Below are 21,185 nucleotides of genomic sequence, written 5' to 3' on the forward strand. Positions count from 1 at the left end.
CCACCGCGAGCCGACGACGTCGGGGACAATCGACTACACCAGGGGTGACCTGGTGAGAAATATGGCCTAGCATTCTCTCAGCGGTGGTGACGCACGCCACCCTCACGCGCCGGTCGCGCACCGACCGGCCACCCCCAGTTACAAGGAGAGAACCCACCGTGACAACCACCGAGACCACCCCGGCCGCTCCCGAGACGGCGTTGAAATCGGTCGACCCGGCCACGGGTGAGGTCATCGCCACCTATCCGATCGCCGATGCGGACGCGGTGCGCGCGGCCGTCGCCAAGGCCCGCGCCGCCGCCCCCGCCTGGGGCGCGCTGAGCTTCGACGACCGCCGCAAGGCGCTGCTGCGCTGGTCCACCCGGCTGGTCACCGAGTCGGACGCGTTCACCGACCTGATCCACCGGGAGACCGGGAAGACGCACGACGACGCCTTCCTCGAGCTCATGCTCGCGCTGGAGCACATCGCCTGGGCCGCCAAGAACGCCAAGAAGGTGCTCGGCCCGAAGCGGATCGCCTCCGGCCCGCTGATGTCCAACTTCTCGGCGCGGCTGGAGTACCGCCCGCTCGGCGTGGTCGGCATCATCGGCCCCTGGAACTACCCGGTCTACACCCCGAACGGCTCGATCGCGTACGCGCTCGCCGCCGGGAACACCGTGGTGTTCAAGCCGAGCGAGTTCTCCACCGGCATCGGCAACTTCCTGGTCGAGGCGTTCCGCGCGGCCAACCCGGAGCTGCCGGACGGCGTCTTCGTCGGGATCAACGGCTTCGGCGCGACCGGCGCCGAGCTGGTCAAGGCCGATATCGACAAGATCGCCTTCACCGGCTCGACCGCGACCGGCAAGAAGATCATGGCGGTCGCCGCCGAGCGGCTCACCCCGGTGCTGCTGGAGTGCGGCGGCAAGGACGCGGTGATCGTCGCCGCGGACGCCGACATCAAGGCCGCCGCCGACGCGGTGGCCTTCGGCGCGGCCGGCAACAGCGGCCAGACCTGCGCCGGCGTCGAGCGGGTATACGTGGAGCGCTCGGTGCGCGAGCCCTTCGTCACCGAGCTCACCCGGATCCTGAAGGACGTCAAGCCGGGCTCCGGCGACGACGCCAACTACGGCCCGATGACCATGCCGAGCCAGATCGACATCGTGAAGCGGCACATCGACGCCGCGCTGGCCAGCGGCGGCAAGGCGGTGCTCGGCGGGCCGGAGTCGGTGAAGGGCGCCTTCATCGAGCCGGTGGTCTTCGTGGACGTGGACGAGTCCTCGGAGGCGGTGGTCGAGGAGACCTTCGGCCCCACCGTCACCGTGCGCACGGTGGACAGCGTGGACGAGGCGATCGAGCTGGCGAACAGCTCCAAGTACGGCCTCTCCTCCGCGGTCTTCTCGAAGAGCAGGGGGCTGGAGATCGCGCGCCGGCTGCGGGTCGGCGCCACCTCGGTGAACTCCGTGCTCGGCTTCGCCGCCATCCCGGGGCTGCCCTTCGGCGGCGTCGGGGATTCCGGCATCGGCCGGATCCACGGCGAGCCCGGGCTGAAGGAGTTCGCCCGGCCGCACTCGATCGCCATCCAGAAGTTCACCGTGCCCGGCATGGCGCTGCTCAGCTTCGGCCGCACCAAGTCGACCGTGAACCTGCTGCGCAAGGTCGTCCCGGTGCTGCACGGGCGCAACAAGTAAGGGGTCGGACCGCCCTTTCCGGGCGGGGGTGCGTGGCGTGACAACGGCGTCGGCCACGCACTCCATCCGCGGGCCGGAACCGTCGAGGGGCGGCTCCGGCCCGTACCGCGTTCACGAGCCGGCACTCACATGGGAGAAGATGGACCGGTGAGTCTCTGGCCAGCGCCCCAAGTCGATGTCCCCGTGCACGCGACCGTGACCCTGCCCGGATCGAAATCGATCACCAACCGGGCACTCGTCCTGGCCGCGCTCGCCGACGGCCCCTCCACCATCACCGGCGCGCTCCGCAGCCGGGACACCGACCTCATGATCGGGGCGCTGCGCGCGCTCGGCGCGGGCATCTCCGGCGACGGCGACACGCTGGTGGTCACCCCGGCCCCGCTGCACGCGGGCACCGTGGACTGCGGCCTCGCGGGCACGGTGATGCGGTTCCTGCCGCCGCTGGCCGCGCTGGCCACCGGCGAGGTGCACTTCGACGGCGACGCGCAGGCCAGGGTGCGCCCGCTGCGCACCATCCTGGACGCGCTGCGCGAGCTCGGCGCCGACATCACCGGTGACGCGCTGCCCTTCACCGTGCGCGGCGCGGGCGCGCTGCGCGGCGGCTCGGTGACCATCGACGCCTCCGGCTCCTCGCAGTTCGTCTCCGGGCTGCTGCTCTCCGCCGCCCGGTTCGAGCGGGGTATCACGGTGCACCACAGCGGCGCGGTGCTGCCCTCCATGCCGCACATCGAGATGACCGTGGAGATGCTGCGCCAGGCCGATGTCAAGGTGGAGGCGCCGGCGGATCCGCGCGCCCCGCAGACCTGGACCGTGCTGCCCGGCCCGATCCGCGCGCTGGACCGCGAGGTGGAGCCGGATCTCTCCAACGCCACCCCGTTCCTGGCGGCGGCCGCGGTGACCGGCGGCGAGGTGAGCATCCCGCACTGGCCGCGGCTCACCACCCAGCCCGGCGATGTCATCCGGGAGATCGTGGTCCGGATGGGCGGCGAGGCCGGGATCGTGGACGGCGTGCTCACCGTGCGGGGCCCGGAGCGGCTCGCGGGCATCGATATCGACCTGCACGACGTCGGCGAGCTGACGCCGACCGTGGCCGCGCTCGCCGCGCTCGCCGACTCGCCCTCCCGGCTGCGCGGCATCGCGCACCTGCGCGGGCACGAGACCGACCGGCTGGCCGCGCTCTCCACCGAGATCAACCGGCTCGGCGGCCGGGTCACCGAGACCGAGGACGGGCTGGAGATCGAGCCCGCCGAGCTGCACGGCGGCACCTGGCACTCCTACGCCGACCACCGGATGGCGACCGCGGGCGCGATCCTCGGGCTCCGGGTCGCGGATGTGCAGATCGAGGACATCGGCACCACCGCCAAGACGCTGCCCGACTTCGTCGCGCTCTGGGAGCGCATGCTCGACCCGGAACCGGCCGGACAGGGAGCCGCACGCTGAGCAAGCAGCGCCGCTCGGCCTCCGGGTACGACGAATCCGATGTCCGGATCCGGCCCGGCGGCCGGTCGCGCCCGCGCACCAAGACCCGCCCGCTGCACACTGACGCCGAGCAGGCCATGGTGGTCGCGGTGGACCGCGGGCGCTGGGGCTGCGTGCTCGCCGGCGACCCGGAGCGGCGCCTGGTCGCCATGCGGGCCAGGGAGCTCGGCCGCACCCCGATCGTCGTCGGCGACCTGGTGGACGTGGTCGGCGATCTCTCCGGCGCCCCGGACACCCTGGCCCGGATCGTCCGGGTGGCCGAGCGCGCCACCGTGCTGCGCCGCACCGCCGACGACACCGACCCGTTCGAACGGGTCGTCGTCGCCAATGCCGAGCAGCTCTTCATCGTGGTCGCGCTGGCCGACCCGCCGCCGCGCACCGGCTTCGTGGAGCGCACGATGGTCGCCGCCTTCGTCGGCGGGCTGCAGCCGGTGCTCTGCCTGACCAAGGACGACCTGGCCGCCGAGTCCGACTTCGCCACCGACTTCGCCGACCTGGACCTGATCATCGTGCACGGCGGCATCGAGGACCCGCTGGAGCCGGTGCTCGACCGGATCACCGGGCGGCTCACCGCCTTCATCGGGCACTCGGGGGTCGGCAAGTCCACGCTGGTCAACCGCCTGGTCCCGGATGCCTTCCGCGCCGTCGGCGCGGTGTCGGGGGTGGGCAAGGGCAAGCACACCTCCACCCAGTCGGTGGCGCTGCCGGTGCCGTCCGGCGGCTGGGTGATCGACACCCCCGGCGTGCGCTCCTTCGGCCTCGCGCACATCACTCCCGACGACGTGATCGCCGCCTTCAGCGATCTCGCCGACGCCATCGAGGACTGCCCCCGCGGCTGCACCCACCTCGGCCCGCCCGCCGACCCGGAGTGCGCGCTCGACGAGCTGCCGGGCAAGGAGCGGCGGGTATCCGCCATCCGCCGCCTGCTGGTGGCGCTGAACTCGAACGACCCCTGGTGACAACGGAAACGGCGGCGCCGCACGGGTGCGGCCGTAAACTCGGCTTGCACGACTCGGGGGAGGGAACGTCGATGGGCAGGAGCATGTCATGGCAACGCCGGAACCCGTGCCCCGCTATCCGGCCCCGACCATCGGCCGCTGGTTCGTGGATTGGGCCACCACCGAGGACGCCGGGGTCTCCAACCTCAAGCTGCAGAAACTGCTCTACTACGCGCAGGGGCACCACCTCGCCGAGTACGAGGCCCCGCTCTTCGCGGATCCGGTGCAGGCCTGGCGCTCCGGGCCGGTGGTCCCCGCGGTCTTCCGCGAGTTCGAGGGGTTCGGCGCGGGGTGGGTGGTGCTCGCCGAGGAGGACCCCTTCCACTGGGACGCCGTCGACGCCGACACCACCCGCTTCCTGACCAAGGTCTGGAACACCTACGGCGGCATCGCGGGCTGGAAGCTGCGCAATATGACCCAGGCCGAGCCGGCCTGGCAGGAGTTCGCCGACCAGGACGAGGGCAATGTGGAGATCCCGGTCGACGTGATCGCCAAGTACTTCCACGCCCGCCGCTAGAACTTGCAGACCGCCCGGCTTGTCGCGGGGCGGGAAAACCGACCGCACCGGCGCACCGGCGAGCCCCGACCACTCGCCGGTGCCGTCCCGAACAGTCGCTCCTCGGGCGCGTGAAACCGGTATTCCGGCAGCCTTTTCCATTACCGTTCGGACCGCCGCCACCGGGGTACCCACCCGGCGGCATTCCCAAGCACGCTGCTCTCCCGCTCGACAGAAAGCCGTCTCGAATGGCCGGATCGCCCGACCCGCTTCCCGCCGAGGACGCGAAGGAGGACCGCACCGGGCCGCTGCCCGAGCTCTACGGTTCACCCGCGTATCCGGCTGCGCCGCACCGCATGACCACCACCGCCGTACGGCCGTTCCACCCCGTCTACGGCGCCGTTCCGCAGGTTCCGCCCCTTCCCGGATAGCCATCGAACGCTCCCGAAAGGCCCCATGCGCACCTTCGTCACCGCCCTCGCCGCGACCACGCTGCTGCTCGGCGGCGGACCGGTCGCCCTCGCCGCGCCGCAGTCGAACATCGTGGGCACCGCCGGCCAGCGCAGCGCCGCGGACCGGCAGTTCCTGCGGGACAGCCACTACGACGAGGAGACCGGTGCGGTGCAGGACGCGGCGATCAAACTGGCGCACACCCAGTGCGACTACCTGAAGGCGGTCGGCAACTCCCCCTCCGAGCACATCTACCTGGCCGAGTCCGCGAGCGAGACCATCGAGTTCCCCTACCTCTTCGTCTACGCCGCCGTTGCCGCGTACTGCCCGGAGAACCGGGCCTGAAAACCGCTGTCGCTCCCGGCGATCGGTGGGCTACCGTCTTGGCGCCCGCCGACGCCGAGGAGCCCCCATGACCGCACCCGATCCGGCCGCCCTGCACCCGATGGCCGGGCAGCCCCGGGTGGTGCTGCTGAAACCGCTGGTCACCTCCCCGCTCATCGAGGTCGGGGAGTACTCGTACTACGACGACCCCGGTACCCCCACCGCCTTCGAGACCGCCAATGTGCTCTACCACTACGGCCCCGAGAAGCTGGTGATCGGCAAGTTCTGCGCGCTCGCCACCGGGGTGCGGTTCATCATGAACGGCGCCAACCACCGCATGGACGGGGTCAGCACCTTCCCCTTCCCCACCCTCGGCGGCAGCTGGGCCGAGCACATCGACCTGCTCACCGAGCTCCCCAACCGCGGTGACACCGTCCTCGGCAACGACGTCTGGCTCGGCTACGGCGTCACCGTCATGCCCGGGGTCCGGATCGGCCACGGCGCCATCGTCGCCGCGGGCTCCGTCGTCACCCGCGACATCCCCGACTACGCCGTCGCCGGTGGCAACCCGGCCCGCGTCCTCCGCAAGCGGTACACCGACAACGACATCGCCCGGCTGCTCGCGGTGGCGTGGTGGGATTGGCCGGTCGAGCACCTGAGTGCGCAGGTCCGGGTGCTCATGTCCGGCAGCGTGGACGATCTGGTCGCGGCAGCGCCGATAAACTAGGATCCAATCTCAGTTAGTTGGGATCTTAGTTTGGGGTGGCCCGCGCTCCGCCGCCGCATGCCGCCCGCGGGTGGCCTGGAAGACCAGGTAGGGACGTCCGGAGCGATCACAGAACTCCTGGACCAGCCGTGACTTCCCGACCCGAGGAGTTCACCGCGACCGTCGCGCAGTCGCCGCTCGGTGGGGCCGAGCTCGTCGCCGGCATTCGAGCCGGCGACTGGAATCAGGCACCGCGCTCCCTGGCCATCGCGCTTCCGGACGACACCCCCGCCATCGCGGTGATCGACGAGGTGCCCTGGCCGGTCGAACAGGATCCGGAGTTCGAGGGCGCCCTGCAGACGGTGTGGGACCGGCACCTCTCCGGGAAGCCGGTGCTGTTGCTGCTGGTCGGCAGCGACATCTCGGTGATGGAGGCGCTCGGCTCCCGGGACCGCCCGTTTGGGCCGCGCGACGAAGATGACGGTCGAGCCGCTGCACGTCGCGGACGTCCAGACCATGACCGGGCTCGCCGCCGCCGACGCCATCGACGCCACCCTCATCACCGGCTGCTTCCCCGAGATCGTGCGCTCCTGGCAACCGGAGCGGAGCCGCCTGGATTTCCTGCGCGACGTGGTCACCGACCCCCTGGCCCCGCTGCTCGTCGCCGGTGAGCTCTCGCTGCTCGGCGAGTTCCCGGAGGGGCAGCGAACACGCGCCGTACTGGAGGCGATCGGCAGCGGCGAACGCACCATCGCCGCCCGCTCCGGCGGGGCGGGCGCGCTGCCCGCGGGCACGCTGCACCCGATCCTGAACACCCTGCAGGCCAAGCGAATCGTCGGCACCGACCTGCCGCTCTCCACCAAGCCGGACACCAAGAACAAGCGATATCGGATCACCGACTCCTACCTCCGCTTCTGGCTGGCATTCCTGGAGCGCGGGCTGCCGATGATCGAGCGCGGGCGCGGCGACCTCGCGCTGAACCGGATCGAGCGCTCCTGGACCACCTGGCGCGGCCGGGCCATCGAACCCTTCGTCCGGAATCACTGCTGCGCCTCGCGCCGGATCGCTGGCCCGATCTGGAAGCCGTCGGCGGATGGTGGAACCGGCAGAACAACCCCGAGATCGACCTGGTCGGCGCCGATCGGGCACCGACCGCAGATACCGTGCATTTCGTCGGCTCGATCAAGTGGCTGGAGGACCGCCCCTTCGACCGGCACGACTACGACGCGCTCGCCCGCTCGCTCCCCGGCGTGCCCGGCATCGGCCGGGACACCGCCCTGGTCGCGGTCTCCCGTGTCGGGATGGCGGGCCGCCTGCCGATCGACGAGCACTGGGGGCCGGACGATCTCGTGCGCGCCTGGCGGTAGTAGATGCGCTCCGTACCCTGGGAAGCATGCGAAGCGTACTGTTCGACCAGGCCAATCTCGAGGTGCAGGCGCAGCAGCGGTTCTCGCTGCAGAACTCCCAGATGCTGCGGGTGGGGCTCGGCCCCGATGTGCTCGCGGTTAAGGGGGCGATGGTCGCCTACCAGGGCGACATCCGCTTCGACCACCAGGGCTCGGGGAGCGTCGGGAAGCTGCTCAAGCGGATGGTCACCAACGAGGACGTGCCGCTCATGCGGGTGTCCGGGCAGGGCGAGGTGTTCTTCGCCAACCAGGCCGGGCACGTCTTCCTCATCGACCTCACCGGCGACGCGCTCAGCGTCAACGGCACCAACCTGCTCGCCTTCGACGCCGCGCTGGAGTGGGACATCAACCGGGTCAAGGGAGCGGGGTTCTTCACCGGCGGGCTGTTCAACACCACCGTCTCCGGCACCGGCACCGTCGCACTCTGCGCGGTCGGCAAACCCGTTGTGCTGGACTGCAGTGCGCAGCCCACCTACGTGGACACCCAGGCCGCGGTGGCCTGGTCGGCGAATCTCGCGCCCAAAGTGGTCTCCAGCATGAACCTCAAGTCCATGCTGCGCGGCGGTAGTGGTGAGGCGTTCCAATACGCCTTCCACGGGCCGGGGTTCGTCGTGGTGCAGCCGTTCGAGTGGGAGCCGCCGAGCAGCACGGACACCAGCGGCTCACAATCCTGAGCCGCTGCTACTCCAGCCAGGAGCGCCGAGTGGGGTAATCGTCGAAATCGTCCGGCCAGTCCGAAGGCCCGACGGTATCCGCCGAGCGCCGGATCGGCCCGCGCTCGACCGGCGGTGTCGCTGACCACTGCCAGACGTAGCGCGGGGAGTTCTTCAACTCGGCGACTTCCGGCGGCACCGGCTGCGCGCGATACTCGATCTCCGACCAGCGACATTCGCCCGCGCGAACTCGCTCCGCGTAGGTCTGAAGTTCGGCGGAGGAAGAAGGCACATTCGCCACCGAGGCCATGAATGCGTCGTCGACGACGGTCGGCCCATCCAGGAGGGCCTGAATGTCGAGGTTCTCGAGTCGAATGCGCGACGTCTCCAGATCGGCCATCGCATTGCGCACCTCGCGGACCACGGCCTCGATCTCGGGGGCGAGATCGTCGTCTCGCGCTGTCACCCGTCCTCCCAGGGCCGCTGGCCGGTGCCGACCTGATAGTCGGTCTGCGGCCGGTCGAGGGTATCGCCGAGCTGACCGACCGATACCAGGTCTTTCGCCCTGGCCGCGTTCTTGCTGAACGGTTCGATGGTCTTCTCCAGGTGCTCTTCCGCCTTGTTCCGGGCCGTACCGAGCGGGTCGGAGACCACCTCGATCAACTTCACGACCTTGTCGCGCAGATTGACGATGTCCAGCACGAGGTTGACCGCTGTCCTGATGATGTCGTACAGCTTCTGGCCGATCTCGGCGATCTCCTTGGCGGTGCCGACCACCGGAATCTTGTTGGCGATGGTCTTGAGCGCGCCCCTGATACTGCTCAGGTCGAATCGTGATTCGAGCAGCTCCCAGAGTTTGGTGAGGATCGTCTTGACCGCGTTCCGGATCTTGTCCGCGACCTCGCCGAGAATGTCGGACACGATCCGGCCGACGGGACCCTCCCACTTCATCGCCGCGATCTGCCGTCGCGCCCAGTCCTCGTAGGCCAGCGCGGCGGCGCCATCCCACTCGGCCCCGGCCCTGGAGGTCGCCGCTTCCAGATTCTTACCGCACGCCTCCATCCCGTTGCCGGCGATCTTGTAGGCTTCGCCGACCCGGCGCACCTCGTTCCAGTTCCCCGGAATCGGTTTCAGCGCCTCGCCCAGCGGATCGATCTCCTTGCCCGCGAATCGCGTGATGGATTTGATCGACTCGTTCACATTCCCCAGTACGGGTGAGACCTCGGCGATCAGGGCGGCGGTGTCCTCCTTGTTCGCCTGCGGCACGTCGAGCTTGAACTCCTCCGGTTTCGCGTACTGCGCCGCGCCCTCGTAGGCGGACACGTACCCGTCCGCCTCCCGATCGGTCAGGACCGGCACCGGCTGATCGCGGTGGCCGAGGTTCACCTTGTTCGCATTCAGCGCCTCGTAGTTGCGCGCCTCCTGGTCGTGGTAGAGCCAGGCGGCCTTCTTCAGTTCACCCCCGGTCTGCGAGGTCAGCATCCCGATATCACCCATGCGCTTGAAGCTGGCGTCCGCGGCATTGCGGATGGGCGTCAGGAGTTCGTCGATGATCGGCCCGTGCAACCAATCCGCCGGCTTCCCGTGCTGCTGGATGAAGGTGGCGGCCGCGACGGCGTCGCTCCCGACGCTCGCCACCAGCACCCCCAATCCGGCGACTTCGGCAGGGGATGCCTTGAAACTCTCGGTCATCAGCACTCCTGGTCTCTCAGTGGTTCGAGCTTCGCAGCGAGCCGACAATGGCGTCGACCGCGTCGTCGCTCAGCGCGTCCGGTACGTCCAGCTTCTGCAGGACAACGAAGACCGCGACTTCGGCGGTCGCGTACGCCGCGGTGGCGACGACATGCAACCGCACCGCCGCCGCGTCGCAGTCCGCGCCCTTCGACACCTCGGTCAGCTCCGCGGTGTAGCGGACCGCCGAGCGGCTAGAGACCTCGGTCTGCACCGGGCCGGATACCGTTACCCGCGGCGCCCGCCCGGTGTCGTCGGTCAGGGCTCGCTCCATCCGGTCGATCTCCGACCGCGCCGCCGTCGCGGCGTCGGTCGCGTTCCGCCCCGTGATGCCGACCGCGGCTTTGTCGGAGCCGTCCAGCGCCGGGCAGTAGTCGTAGCCGTAATCGCTGACCGAGCCGTACGCGGTGATCAATTCGCCGTCGGAGGTCCACCCCATGGTCCGGTCGCTGCTCGGGCGCCATCCCCTTGACGAGGGCACCGTGTAGGTGAGTCCATAGCGGGTCGGGACGGGCTGCGGCGCACCCTGGCGAATGGCGGGCAACGGCGGCGGGAACTCGATCCGGGGAAGATCGGCAGGCGGTGGCGGTGGTGCGCTTCCGCGCAGCGACGGGGCTGTCCAGGGCGTGCCCGTGGCTCCGGAAGATTCATCCGAATCGGTATAGGGGTTGCCGACCCAGGTGGCGACCTGCAGGACCGCCACCGCCGCGACGAGCAGACCGGCGATCTTCACCAGCTGGACCGCGATACCGCCCCGGCGCAGCACATCGATGACCCGCATATTTCCCTCCCCCGCATGCGTACCCGAACGCTACGGAGCGGCCGCGAGACTTGTCAAAGCACGCCCGACCGTGCTCTACGCTGAGCGCGGGGGACTCACCGCCGCGGTCAGTTCTTGTCGACGACCACCGGGAGGTCGAGTTGATATCGCGATACACCGTGCCGATCGTCGCGCTGGGGCTGCTCGCCGGTGCCTGCGGACAGGACTCTCCGGCCGCCGACCCGTCGGCTACCCCGGTGCGCACCGGGAACCCCTCGATCGCAGTCTCCGTGCCCGCCGGGCCGGATCAGACCGGGGTGGCGGAGCAGGTCCGGCTCGACCCGTGCCTCGCCATCGGCGACGCGACGGTGACCGCCGCCGGCTTCGACCCGTCCACCCGGAGCCGCTCCGGCGACCTGGTCTCCGGTGACCTCGTAGTGATCGGCTGCAGTTTCCTGCGCTTCCAGGGCACCGGCGCGGCCGCGGTCCCGACCGGGACCGTGTGGATCAGTGTGCAGAACCGCGATGTCGACGACATCCGGGATTCGGCGGAGTACTCGATCTTCGCGACCGAGCAGCTCGCCGGGCGCGAAGCGGTGCTGTACACGGTGCCGCGACTGGATGGTGAGTGCAGCGCGGCATTCGCGGCGCCCGACGGCCGGGTGGAGATCAGCTTCCTCGCGAACTCGGCATCCGTCCCCGTCCCGCCGTCGTGCGACGGGATCAGGCCGATAGCAGCGGCTTTCGTAGCCGGGCTCGACCTGTGAACTGACCACCGAACGAGCGAGGGCGCCCACCCGGAAGTGGACGCCCTCGCTCGGAACGAAAGATCAGTGCCTGCGGCGGCTCTTCGGACCCCGCTTCCCGCGCGACTCGGTCCGCGCCGCCTCGCGCCGCTCCCGGCGGGAGCCGGAGTTGTCCCCGCCGTACTCCTCGTCGTCGGTGTGCACGGCGGTGCGGCCGCCCTCGTCGGGGCCGGAGTAGCTGAGGCCGCGGGGGCCGGAGTCGTCGATGCCCTTGGCGAGCAGGGCGGCGGGGGCGCCGGAAGGCGCCGCGTTGGCCGCGGCCTCCTGGGTGGGGAGCGGGCGGGGGGCGGGGGCGACGGCGCCGACCGGGGAGCGCAGGCCGGGGTCGACGGCGACGCCGGCGGGCTGCGGCTGCTGCACCTCGACCTGGAGGTTGAAGAGGAAGCCGACCGACTCCTCCTTCAGCCCCTCCAGCATGGCGGTGAACATGTCGAAGCCCTCGCGCTGGTACTCGACCAGCGGGTCGCGCTGGGCCATGGCGCGCAGCCCGATGCCCTCCTTGAGGTAATCCATCTCGTAGAGGTGCTCGCGCCACTTGCGGTCGAGCACGGAGAGCAGCACCTGGCGCTCCAGGTTGCGCATGGCGCCCTGGCCGGCCAGGCCGTCGATCTCCTCCTCGCGCTTGGCGTACGCCTCGTGCGCGTCGTCGAGCAGGATCTCCAGCAGCTCGTCGCGGCTCAGGTCACCGGCCTCGCCGACCTCGGTCTCGCCGGTCAGGTCCTTGTGGTTGAGCGCGATCGGGTACAGCGTCTTGAGCGCCGTCCACAGCTTCTCCAGATCCCAGTCCTCGACGTACCCCTCGGCGGTGGCGCCGTCCACGTAGGCGGTGACCACGTCGCTGATCATGCCCTGGACCTGGCCCTCCATGTCCTCGCCGCGGAGGATCCGGTTGCGCTCGCCGTAGATGATGGTGCGCTGCTGGTTCATCACCTCGTCGTACTTGAGCACGTTCTTGCGGATCTCGAAGTTCTGCTGCTCGACCTGGGTCTGCGCGCTCTTGATGGCCTTGGAGACCATCTTGGCCTCGATCGGCACATCGTCGGGCAGGTTCAGCCTGGTCATGATGGCTTCCAGGGCGGCGCCGTTGAAGCGCCGCATGAGCTCGTCGCCGAGCGACAGGTAGAACCGGGACTCGCCCGGGTCGCCCTGGCGGCCGGAGCGGCCGCGCAGCTGGTTGTCGATGCGCCGGGACTCGTGCCGCTCGGTGCCGAGCACGTAGAGCCCGCCGGCGTCGCGCACCGCCTCGGCGTCGGCCTCGGTCTGCGCCTTGACCTGCTCCAGGGCGGGCAGCCACGCGGCCTCGTACTGATCGGGGGTCTCGACCGGGTCCAGCCCCTCCTTGCGGAGCAGGATGTCGGCGATGATGTCGGGGTTGCCGCCGAGCACGATGTCGGTACCGCGGCCGGCCATATTGGTGGCGACGGTGACGGCGCCGGGGCGCCCGGCCTCGGCGATGATCGCGGCCTCGTTCTCGTGGAACTTGGCGTTCAGCACGCTGTGCGGGATGCCGCGCTTGGTGAACTGCTTGGAGAGGTACTCCGAGCGCTCCACGCTGGTGGTGCCGATCAGCACCGGCTGGCCGTTCTCGTGCCGCTCGGTGACGTCGTCGACCACGGCGGCGAACTTGGCCTCTTCGGTCTTGTAGATGAGGTCGGCCTGGTCCAGCCGGACCATCTGGCGGTTCGTCGGGATCGGCACCACGCCGAGGTTGTAGATCTGGTGCAGCTCGGCGGCCTCGGTCTCGGCGGTGCCGGTCATGCCGGAGAGCTTGTCGTAGAGCCGGAAGTAGTTCTGCAGCGTGATCGTCGCCAGGGTCTGGTTCTCCGGCTGGATCTCGACCTTCTCCTTGGCCTCGATCGCCTGGTGCATGCCCTCGTTGTAGCGGCGGCCGACCAGGATGCGGCCGGTGAACTCGTCGACGATGATGACCTCGCCGTCGCGGACGATGTAATCCTTGTCCCGGTTGTACAGCTCCTTGGCCTTGATGGCGTTGTTCAGGTAGCTGACCAGCGGGGAGTTCGCCGATTCGTACAGGTTGTCGATGCCGAGCTGATCCTCGACGAACTCGACGCCCGCCTCGTGCACGCCGATGGTGCGCTTCTTGATGTCGACCTCGTAGTGCAGGTCCTTCTTGAGCAGCGGGGCGATCCGCGCGAACTCGGCGTACCACTTGGAGGAGGCGTCGGCCGGGCCGGAGATGATGAGCGGGGTGCGCGCCTCGTCGATCAGGATGGAGTCGACCTCGTCGACCACGGCGAAGTTGTGCCCGCGCTGCACCAGGTCGTCCAGCGAGTGCGTCATGTTGTCGCGCAGGTAGTCGAAGCCGAACTCGTTGTTCGTGCCGTAGGTGATGTCCGCGGCGTAGGCGTGGCGGCGCTGCGCGGGGGTCATGCCGGAGAGGATGACGCCGACCTCGAGCCCGAGGAAGCGGTGCACGCGCCCCATCCACTCGGCGTCGCGCTTGGCCAGGTAGTCGTTCACCGTGACGACGTGCACGCCCGCGCCGGAGATGGCGTTCAGGTAGGCGGGGAGCACACAGGTGAGGGTCTTGCCCTCACCGGTCTTCATCTCGGCGATATTGCCGAGGTGCAGCGCCGCGCCACCCATGATCTGCACCTTGTAGTGCTTCTGGTTCAGCACCCGCCAGGAGGCCTCGCGCGCCACCGCGAACGCCTCGACCAGCAGGTCGTCCAGGTCCTCGCCGTCGGCGTAGCGCTCGCGGAACTCGTCGGTCTTGGCCCGCAGCTCGGTGTCGGTCAGCTCCTCGAGGTCGGAGCCGTACGCGGTGACCTGGTCGGCGACCTGGCCGAGCCGCTTCACGACGCGACCTTCACCAATCCGTAGCAACCTCGAAAGTGTCAGCGCAGGCACGGGTCTCGTCAGTCCTCTGGTCGGTGTGCGGGTGTCGTCGGCGTCCCGTCGTTCGGCCGGGCCGTCCGGCGCGGCGACCCGCGACGTCATCGGCACGTTTCATGGTAATGCGGCACCCATGGTAGGCGCCCCGGAGCGCCGACCCACCGGACCGCTCCGGCCCTACCGTACCCGCAGCGCGCAGAGCCGCCACCCGCCCCGGTGCGCCCGCAGGCAGGCCGCGACGGCGAAGACGCGGTCGCCGCGGCGGTACCGGCCGAACACCTCGACCCGGCCGCGCGCGCCCGGCGCGCAGCCGACCCGCTCCAGCACGGCGGCGCCGAGCCCGCGCTCCCTGCCGCCGGTGCGGGCGTACGTCTCCAGCGCGGCGACCACCTCCGGGTCGGCGATATCGCGCAGGTGCAGGGCGCGGCGGCGGCCGTCCAGCGTCTCCAGCACCGCGCGCAGCGCCCGCTCCGCGAAGCGCTTGGCGTCCCGCTCACCCCTGGAGCGCGGCCCCGGCCGCCCCGGCGCACATGGCGCCGCGCCGCCGCGACGCCGGGCGGGATCAGCCACCGCGCCGGACCCGGGCACCGGCCGGGCCACGCGCCCGGCGGTCACGGCCGCGCCATTCCCGGCCGCCGAGACCACCGCGCCACCCGGCGCCCCCTCCGGCGCGGTGGCGGGCCGCGGCACCCCGCGCGACCCTGCCTCCCCGTGCGGCGCGCACGACAGTGAAACTCTGCTCTCCATCCGGATTCCCCCTGTGCGAATCGAGTCCCCCGAGCTCGATGCGCGACATCCTGCCACGCACCCCCGACACGGTAAAGAAGACGCCGATCACACGGCGGACTCACCGGCTACGAGCCAAAACGCTGTCCTGCCCGCACAATGGGGCGGCAGACCAACGGAAAGGAGCAGCGGGCAGCGTGATCACCAGACTGACGGCGCAGGACGCGTCGTTCCACCGTCAGGAACAGAGCAGCAACCCCGTCTACATCGGTTCGCTGGCCATCGTGGAGGGCCCCCTCGACTACGACCGCCTGCTCGATCTGGTGGAGACCAGGCTGGCGATGGTGCCGCGGTACCGGCGCAAGGTGCGGGCGATCCCACTGGCGCTCGGCAGGCCGGTGTGGGTGGAGGACAGCGCCTTCGACCTGACCTACCACATCCGGCGCTCCGCGCTGCCCGCTCCCGGCCGCGAGGCGCAGCTGCACGACCTGGTGGCGCGGCTCGCCTCGCGCCCGCTGGACCTGGACCGCCCGCTCTGGGAGATGTACCTGATCGAGGGGCTCGCCGACGGCCGCGCCGCCGTCTTCACCAAGACGCACGCGGCGCTGGTGGACGGCGAGACGGCGCTGGAGATCGGGCACGTCATCCTGGACGAGGGCCCGGACCCGCGCGCCCTCGCCCCCGACTCCTGGCACCCGCCGCGCGAGCCCGGCGACGCCGAGCTGCTCGCCGGGGCGCTGAGCCACCTGGCGGCGCAGCCGCGGGAGGCGCTTGAGGTCGCGCGGGAGGCGGGCGCGGCGGCGTTCACCGTGCTCGGCGCGGCGAACCGGGCGGTGGACTCGGTGGTGTCGGCGGTGCGCACCGCCACCGCGGGCGCGCCGGACAGCCCGCTCAACGCCGGGATGACCCGCAACCGCCGGTTCGACGTGGTCCGCACCGAGCTGGCCGACTACCGCCGCATCCGGGCGCGCTTCGGCTGCTCGATCAACGACGCCATCCTGGCGGTGATCACCGGCGCGCTGCGCGCCTGGCTGCTCTCCAGGGATCAGGCCGTCACCGAGTCGGCGACGCTGCGCGCGATCGTGCCGATGTCGGTCTACCTGGACGATCCGCCCGGCGACACCGCGGGCGAGGTCTCCTCGTTCCTGGTCGACCTCCCGGTCGGCGAGCCGAACCCGGTGATGCGGCTCTCGCACATCACGCACGCCACCGCGGCGACCGGCGGCAGGCGCCGCGGGGTGCGCGCCCGCACCCTGGTGCACCTGGCCGGATTCGCCCCGGCGAGCCTGCATGCGATGAGCGTGCGGGCGGCGAGTACGTTCGCAGAACACACGTTCAATCTGGTGATCACCAACGCGCCTGGTCCGCAGTCCCCGATGTACATCGGCGGGGCGCGGATGCTGGAGATGTACCCGGTGTCGCCGCTGCTGCGCAATCAGGCACTGAGTCTCGGGCTCACCTCCTACGACGCGCGGGTCTGCTACGGGCTCAACGCCGATCGCGACGCGATGGCGGATCTCGGGGTGCTGGCCGCGTCGGTGCACGAGTCCCTGGAGGAGCTGCTCGGTGCCTGCGCCTGACGATCGCCCGCTGCGCGTCTACCTGCCCGCGACCATCGCGATGCTGCGCACCCTGGTCGAGGAGCGGGAGCTGCGCGCGGTCAGCGGGACCGCCTTCGCGGTCACCCCCGCGCTGCGCGAGGCGTACGCCTCCGGCGACGACGAGGAGCTGGCCGAGGTCGCCATGGGCGAGGCGGCGCGGGCCGCGCTGCGGCTGCTCGCCGCCGAGGCCGAGGATTCCGATACCCCGCCGATCCAGCGCCGCGCGGTGATCGCCGCCGACGTCACCGGCGCGACCCCGCGCCCGGACCTGGACGACGCGGTGGTCCGGCTGGCCGGGCCGGTGCCGTACGCGGCAATCGCCTCGGTGCACGTCGACCTGGCCGATGCCGAGGCGGACGTGGCCAAGGCCGTCGAGGTGATCGATGCCGCCGATCTGGGCGACCCGGACGCCGAGTTCACCCTGGGCGACGCGGAGGACCACCAGCTCGCCTGGTACGCCACCCAGGAGCTGCCCTTCCTGCTCGAGCTGCTCTGATCGGCGCGTTCGGGAGTAGTCACAACGCCGCGTCGGCCGTCTCCACAGGGCAACCTACGATGCCGTAACCTGGCGGCAGGACGGGCCCCGACGGGGCCCGCGGCAACCGAGGAGACGACCGGCGGCGATGGTGTTCGAGAATGTGCGGCAATGGCTGGAGGAGCCCGCGGCGGAGGTGGCCGACCGTGGTGGCCGTTTGAACGTACTGCGCGGCGCGGTCGCCCGGATCACCACACCGCTGCTCCCGGACGACTACCTGCACCTGGTGAACCCGCTGTGGTCGGCGCGCGAGCTGCGCGGCCGGGTGCTGGAGGTCCGCAGGGAGACCGCCGACTCGGCGACCCTGGTGATCAAGCCGGGCTGGGGCTTCGACTGGGCCTTCGAGCCGGGCCAGTACATCGGCATCGGCGTGCTGGTCGACGGCCGCTGGCACTGGCGCTCGTACTCGCTGACCTCCCCGCCGAACTGGTCCGACGACCCGGCCGGGCGCGGCAAGCGGCTGATCTCGATCGCGGTCAAGGCGATGCCGGAGGGGCTGCTCTCCAGCCACCTGGTGAACGGCGTGACCGCGGGCACCGTGGTGCGGCTGGCCGCGCCGCAGGGCGGGTTCGTGCTGCCGTCGCCGCCGCCGCCCAAGGTGCTCTTTCTCACCGCGGGCAGCGGGATCACCCCGGTGATGTCGATGCTGCGCGCGCTGGCCCGGCGCGATGTCTTCAGTGACGTGGTGCACGTGCACTCGGCGCGCACCGCCGAGGACGTGATGTTCCGCGCCGAGCTGACCGCGCTCGCCGAGCGGCACCCCGGCTTCACCTCGCACCTGCACCTCACCGGCGTGCACGGCAAGCTGGAGCTGACCGACCTGGACACCCTCTTCCCGGACTGGCGCGAGCGGCAGACCTGGGCCTGCGGCCCGGCCGCCATGCTCGACGACATCGAGAAGCACTGGGCGGCGGCAGGACTCGCGGGCAAGCTGAACGTCGAGCGGTTCGAGGTCGAGCGCTCCGCGGTCGGCGAGGGCGGCACCGTCACCTTCGCCAGGAGCGACCGCAGCACCGTGGCCGACGGCGCGACCAGCCTGCTGGAGGCGGGTGAGGCGGCGGGCGTGCGGATGCCGTTCGGCTGCCGCATGGGCATCTGCCAGACCTGCGTGCTCACCATCACCGCCGGGCACGCCCGCGATCTGCGCAACGGCGACGAGCGCCGCGAGGGCGACAAGGTACAGACCTGCGTCTCGGCCGCCGCGGGTGACTGCACGCTGGACGCCTGACCCCGGGTACCCTCGGCAGCAGAGCACAGCACGGAAAGGGAACCCGGTGGCCATCACCGATATCCGCGCGTTCGCGCACCTCACCGCCGCCGACATCGAGACCCTCGGAGACGAGCTCGATGCCATCCGGCGCTCGGTGGAGCTGTCCCGCGGTGAGCGCGACGCGAAGTACATCAGACACACGATCGCCGCACAGCGCGGGCTGGAATTCGCCGGCCGCGTCGCGCTCTTCGGCAGCCGGAACCGGTGGGCCTGGCTCACCGGCACCGCGCTGCTCTCGCTGGCGAAGATCATCGAGAACATGGAACTCGGGCACAACATCAGCCACGGGCAGTGGGACTGGATGAACGACCCGGAGATCCACTCGAGCACCTGGGAGTGGGATCAGACCGGGCCGTCGGCGCAGTGGCGGCGGGCGCACAACTACTCGCACCACACCTACACCAACGTGCTCGGCAAGGACGAGGACCTCGGCTTCGGCATCCTCCGGATGACCAGGGACGAGCCGTGGCGCCCGATCCACCTGGTGCAGCCCTTCGCCAACCTGGTGCTGGCCGCCACCTTCGAGTGGGGGATCGCGCTGCACGACTGGAATATCGACAAGGATCTCTCCGGGGTGCCGCGCAAGCAGCTCATGTCCGAGCCGAACGTGCTCTTCGCGCGGAAGATCACCCGGCAGGTGGCCAAGGACTTCGTGCTCTACCCCGCGCTCACCGGCCCGGCCTGGAAGAGCACGCTGAAGGCGAACGCCACCGCCAACCTGGTGCGCAACCTGTGGGCCTACGCGGTGATCTTCTGCGGCCACTTCCCGGACGGCGCGGAGAAGTTCACCATCGAGCAGCTCACCGGCGAGACCCGCGCCGAGTGGTACCTGCGGCAGATGCTCGGCAGCGCCAACTTCCGGGCCGGGCGGCCGATGGCCTTCCTCAGCGGCAACCTCTGCTATCAGATCGAGCACCACCTCTTCCCCGACCTGCCGAGCAACCGCTACGCGGAGATCGCGCAGCGGGTGCGCGAGCTGTGCGACAAGTACGACCTGCCCTACACCACCGGCTCGCTGGGCAGGCAGTACCTGCTCGCCTTTCGCACCATCCACAAGCTGGCGCTGCCGGACCGGCTGCTGCGGCGCACCGCGGACGACGCGCCGGAGACCTCGTCGGAGCGCAAGTTCGCCGGGATCGCGCTGCCCGCCCAGGTGGATCCGGCGACCGGGCAGCGCCGCGGATTGCGCTCCGCGATGCACGAGGCCAAGCTCGTGCTGCGGCAGAAGGCGGAGCACGAGAAGCAGGTGCTGCGCGAGGCCAGATCGACGCTGCAGGAGAAGGCCAGGCACGAGCAGGAGGTGCTGCGCGAGGCCCGGATCACCGTGCGCGACAGGGCCCGCGCCCGGGGCTGGCTGCGCCGGCCGACCGCGTGACCAAGACCACAGCGGGAGCAAAGAACTCGTAACCTACGGTCTCGTAACTTACGGTAGAGTAACCCGCATGGCTATTTCGGATGTCAAGGAGTACGCGCACCTCACGGAGGCCGATGTCGAGGCGCTCGGCGAGGAATTCGACGCGATCCGGCGTGACATCGAATCGTCGCGCGGCGCGGCCGACGCCCGGTACATCCGCAACGTCATCCGGTTCCAGCGCACCCTGGAGCTCGCGGGCCGCACGGCGCTCTTCGCGAGCCGGAAGCGGCCCGCGTGGCTCGCCGGCGTCGCCCTGCTCGGCACGGCCAAGATCATCGAGAACATGGAGATCGGCCACAACGTCATGCACGGCCAGTGGGACTGGATGAACGATCCGGAGATCCACTCCAGCTCCTGGGAGTGGGACAACACCGGCCCGGCCAAGCACTGGAAGCAGACGCACAACTTCCTGCACCACAAGTACACCAACGTGCTCGGCATGGACGACGACATCGGCTACGGCCTGCTGCGCGTCACCAGGGACCAGCGCTGGAAGCCGTTCAATCTCGGCAACCCGGTGTACAACCTGCTGCTGCAGCTCTTCTTCGAGTTCGGGGTCGCGGTGCAGCACCTGGAGCTGGGCAAGGTCGCGGCCGGGCGGTTCAAGGGCGATGCCGAGCGCGCGGAGTTCGAGCGCAAGCGCCAGGAGGTGCTGGTCAAGGTCGGCCGCCAGGTGGTCAAGGACTACGTGGTGTTCCCGGCGCTCACCGGCCCGGCCTGGAAGAGCACCCTGACCGCGAACCTGGCCGCCAATATGGTGCGCAATGTCTGGACCAACGCGGTGATCTTCTGCGGGCACTTCCCGGACGGCGCGGAGAAGTTCACCAAGGCCGATATCGACAGCGAGTCGAAGGGCCAGTGGTACCTGCGGCAGATGCTCGGCAGCGCCAACATCAGCGGCGGCCCGGTGATCCACTTCATGACCGGCAACCTGAGCCACCAGATCGAGCACCACCTCTTCCCCGACCTGCCGAGCAACCGCTACGCGCACATCGCGGTGCGGGTGCGCGAGCTGGCCGACAAGTACGACCTGCCGTACACCACCGGCTCGCTGCCGGTGCAGTACTTCAAGGCGTGGCGCACCATCCTCAAGCTCTCGCTGCCGAACAAGTACCTGCGGGCCACCGCCGACGACGCGCCGGAGACGGCGTCGGAGCGCAAGTTCGGCGGCAATGCCGTCCCGGTCATCGACCCGGAGACCGGGCGGCGGCGCGGGCTGCGCAGCGCGCTGACCGCGGGCAGGCGGCGGCTCAGCCGGCGCTGACCCCGGCTCGAACGGCCCCGCACCCATTCGGTGCGGGGCCGTT

General features: G+C 70.4%; 21 protein-coding genes. 16 read left to right on the plus strand and 5 right to left on the minus strand.

Going from position 1 to position 21,185, the window contains the following annotated elements; translation table 11 throughout:
- Positions 1 to 158: 158 nt before the first annotated feature.
- From AB0H71_RS26370 to AB0H71_RS26415, 10 genes are all read left to right on the plus strand, one after another.
- Positions 159 to 1,667 carry an aldehyde dehydrogenase family protein gene (locus tag AB0H71_RS26370; protein WP_357026102.1) on the plus strand — a complete coding sequence of 503 codons (1,509 nt, stop codon included), beginning with the start codon at positions 159 to 161 and terminating at the stop codon, positions 1,665 to 1,667.
- Positions 1,668 to 1,796: 129 nt separating this feature from the next.
- Positions 1,797 to 3,107, plus strand: a complete 1,311-nt coding sequence (gene aroA / locus AB0H71_RS26375; RefSeq protein ID WP_357026104.1) for a 3-phosphoshikimate 1-carboxyvinyltransferase — start codon at positions 1,797 to 1,799, stop codon at positions 3,105 to 3,107.
- Entirely contained in the window at positions 3,104 to 4,105 is a 1,002-nt protein-coding gene (gene rsgA, locus AB0H71_RS26380) for a ribosome small subunit-dependent GTPase A (RefSeq protein ID WP_357026344.1), read from the plus strand. Before aroA ends, rsgA begins: the two co-directional genes overlap by 4 nt.
- Positions 4,106 to 4,193: 88 nt before the next feature.
- A complete protein-coding gene (locus tag AB0H71_RS26385) occupies positions 4,194 to 4,661 on the plus strand; it encodes a type II toxin-antitoxin system antitoxin SocA domain-containing protein (RefSeq protein ID WP_357026106.1) in 468 nt (155 codons plus the stop codon).
- A 227-nt stretch (positions 4,662 to 4,888) separates the two neighbouring features.
- On the plus strand, positions 4,889 to 5,071 hold the full coding sequence (locus AB0H71_RS26390; protein ID WP_357026107.1) for a hypothetical protein: 183 nt from the start codon (positions 4,889 to 4,891) through the stop codon (positions 5,069 to 5,071).
- A gap of 25 nt (positions 5,072 to 5,096) precedes the next feature.
- Complete coding sequence (locus AB0H71_RS26395; protein ID WP_357026109.1) at positions 5,097 to 5,435, plus strand: DUF732 domain-containing protein; 339 nt, start codon at positions 5,097 to 5,099, stop codon at positions 5,433 to 5,435.
- Between the two features lie 67 nt (positions 5,436 to 5,502).
- Positions 5,503 to 6,141, plus strand: a complete 639-nt coding sequence (locus AB0H71_RS26400; RefSeq protein WP_357026110.1) for a CatB-related O-acetyltransferase — start codon at positions 5,503 to 5,505, stop codon at positions 6,139 to 6,141.
- Positions 6,142 to 6,269: 128 nt separating this feature from the next.
- Positions 6,270 to 6,791, plus strand: a complete 522-nt coding sequence (locus tag AB0H71_RS26405) for a hypothetical protein (RefSeq protein ID WP_357026112.1) — start codon at positions 6,270 to 6,272, stop codon at positions 6,789 to 6,791.
- Between the two features lie 492 nt (positions 6,792 to 7,283).
- Complete coding sequence (locus AB0H71_RS26410) at positions 7,284 to 7,487, plus strand: hypothetical protein (protein ID WP_357026113.1); 204 nt, start codon at positions 7,284 to 7,286, stop codon at positions 7,485 to 7,487.
- Positions 7,488 to 7,513: 26 nt separating this feature from the next.
- Entirely contained in the window at positions 7,514 to 8,200 is a 687-nt protein-coding gene (locus AB0H71_RS26415) for an AIM24 family protein (protein WP_357026115.1), read from the plus strand.
- A gap of 7 nt (positions 8,201 to 8,207) precedes the next feature.
- Here AB0H71_RS26415 and AB0H71_RS26420 read toward each other — a convergent pair whose 3' ends face one another.
- The 3 genes from AB0H71_RS26420 to AB0H71_RS26430 are packed head-to-tail and all read right to left on the minus strand — an operon-like array spanning position 8,208 to position 10,691.
- Positions 8,208 to 8,645, minus strand: coding sequence for a hypothetical protein (locus tag AB0H71_RS26420; RefSeq protein WP_357026117.1), 438 nt, complete (start codon positions 8,643 to 8,645; stop codon positions 8,208 to 8,210).
- Positions 8,642 to 9,871: a hypothetical protein gene (locus tag AB0H71_RS26425; RefSeq protein ID WP_357026119.1), complete on the minus strand. Its 1,230-nt coding sequence runs from the start codon at positions 9,869 to 9,871 to the stop codon at positions 8,642 to 8,644. The genes AB0H71_RS26420 and AB0H71_RS26425 overlap by 4 nt, the downstream gene beginning before the upstream one ends.
- Positions 9,872 to 9,887: 16 nt before the next feature.
- Positions 9,888 to 10,691, minus strand: coding sequence for a hypothetical protein (locus AB0H71_RS26430; protein ID WP_357026121.1), 804 nt, complete (start codon positions 10,689 to 10,691; stop codon positions 9,888 to 9,890).
- Positions 10,692 to 10,849: 158 nt separating this feature from the next.
- Between AB0H71_RS26430 and AB0H71_RS26435 the strand changes: the two genes are divergently transcribed.
- Positions 10,850 to 11,437 (plus strand): DUF3558 domain-containing protein, encoded by a 588-nt coding sequence (locus tag AB0H71_RS26435; protein ID WP_357026123.1) that lies wholly within the window; start codon positions 10,850 to 10,852, stop codon positions 11,435 to 11,437.
- A gap of 63 nt (positions 11,438 to 11,500) precedes the next feature.
- Here the strand turns inward: AB0H71_RS26435 and secA are convergent, their stop codons facing one another.
- Positions 11,501 to 14,347 carry a preprotein translocase subunit SecA gene (secA, locus tag AB0H71_RS26440; RefSeq protein ID WP_357026125.1) on the minus strand — a complete coding sequence of 949 codons (2,847 nt, stop codon included), beginning with the start codon at positions 14,345 to 14,347 and terminating at the stop codon, positions 11,501 to 11,503.
- Between the two features lie 162 nt (positions 14,348 to 14,509).
- Complete coding sequence (locus AB0H71_RS26445) at positions 14,510 to 15,022, minus strand: Rv3235 family protein (protein WP_357026127.1); 513 nt, start codon at positions 15,020 to 15,022, stop codon at positions 14,510 to 14,512.
- A gap of 233 nt (positions 15,023 to 15,255) precedes the next feature.
- Here AB0H71_RS26445 and AB0H71_RS26450 point away from each other — a divergent pair, with 233 nt between their 5' ends.
- From AB0H71_RS26450 to AB0H71_RS26470, 5 genes are all read left to right on the plus strand, one after another.
- The gene (locus AB0H71_RS26450; protein WP_357026129.1) at positions 15,256 to 16,638 is read left to right on the plus strand and encodes a wax ester/triacylglycerol synthase family O-acyltransferase; all 1,383 of its coding nucleotides are present in this window, start codon (positions 15,256 to 15,258) and stop codon (positions 16,636 to 16,638) included.
- A 40-nt stretch (positions 16,639 to 16,678) separates the two neighbouring features.
- Positions 16,679 to 17,155, plus strand: a complete 477-nt coding sequence (locus tag AB0H71_RS26455) for a hypothetical protein (protein ID WP_357026345.1) — start codon at positions 16,679 to 16,681, stop codon at positions 17,153 to 17,155.
- A gap of 127 nt (positions 17,156 to 17,282) precedes the next feature.
- On the plus strand, positions 17,283 to 18,422 hold the full coding sequence (locus AB0H71_RS26460; RefSeq protein WP_357026131.1) for a ferredoxin reductase: 1,140 nt from the start codon (positions 17,283 to 17,285) through the stop codon (positions 18,420 to 18,422).
- A gap of 46 nt (positions 18,423 to 18,468) precedes the next feature.
- Positions 18,469 to 19,839: an acyl-CoA desaturase gene (locus AB0H71_RS26465; RefSeq protein ID WP_357026133.1), complete on the plus strand. Its 1,371-nt coding sequence runs from the start codon at positions 18,469 to 18,471 to the stop codon at positions 19,837 to 19,839.
- Positions 19,840 to 19,906: 67 nt separating this feature from the next.
- Complete coding sequence (locus AB0H71_RS26470) at positions 19,907 to 21,142, plus strand: fatty acid desaturase (protein WP_357026135.1); 1,236 nt, start codon at positions 19,907 to 19,909, stop codon at positions 21,140 to 21,142.
- The last annotated feature ends 43 nt before the right edge of the window (positions 21,143 to 21,185 follow it).

The sequence above is a fragment of the Nocardia sp. NPDC050697 genome, from assembly GCF_040654395.1.
Taxonomy (GTDB): Bacteria; Actinomycetota; Actinomycetes; order Mycobacteriales; family Mycobacteriaceae; genus Nocardia.

Excerpts from the sequence above, each read along its gene's own strand:
- AB0H71_RS26400 (WP_357026110.1), top strand. The coding sequence starts at position 5,503 with ATGACCGCACCCGATCCGGCCGCCCTGCACCCGATGGCCGGGCAGCCC.
- aroA (WP_357026104.1), top strand. The coding sequence starts at position 1,797 with ATGGGAGAAGATGGACCGGTGAGTCTCTGGCCAGCGCCCCAAGTCGAT.
- AB0H71_RS26430 (WP_357026121.1), bottom strand. The coding sequence starts at position 10,691 with ATGCGGGTCATCGATGTGCTGCGCCGGGGCGGTATCGCGGTCCAGCTG.
- AB0H71_RS26395 (WP_357026109.1), top strand. The coding sequence starts at position 5,097 with ATGCGCACCTTCGTCACCGCCCTCGCCGCGACCACGCTGCTGCTCGGC.
- AB0H71_RS26470 (WP_357026135.1), top strand. The coding sequence starts at position 19,907 with ATGGCTATTTCGGATGTCAAGGAGTACGCGCACCTCACGGAGGCCGAT.
- AB0H71_RS26385 (WP_357026106.1), top strand. The coding sequence starts at position 4,194 with ATGGCAACGCCGGAACCCGTGCCCCGCTATCCGGCCCCGACCATCGGC.
- AB0H71_RS26425 (WP_357026119.1), bottom strand. The coding sequence starts at position 9,871 with ATGACCGAGAGTTTCAAGGCATCCCCTGCCGAAGTCGCCGGATTGGGG.
- AB0H71_RS26390 (WP_357026107.1), top strand. The coding sequence starts at position 4,889 with ATGGCCGGATCGCCCGACCCGCTTCCCGCCGAGGACGCGAAGGAGGAC.
- AB0H71_RS26455 (WP_357026345.1), top strand. The coding sequence starts at position 16,679 with ATGCTGCGCACCCTGGTCGAGGAGCGGGAGCTGCGCGCGGTCAGCGGG.
- AB0H71_RS26460 (WP_357026131.1), top strand. The coding sequence starts at position 17,283 with ATGGTGTTCGAGAATGTGCGGCAATGGCTGGAGGAGCCCGCGGCGGAG.
- AB0H71_RS26415 (WP_357026115.1), top strand. The coding sequence starts at position 7,514 with ATGCGAAGCGTACTGTTCGACCAGGCCAATCTCGAGGTGCAGGCGCAG.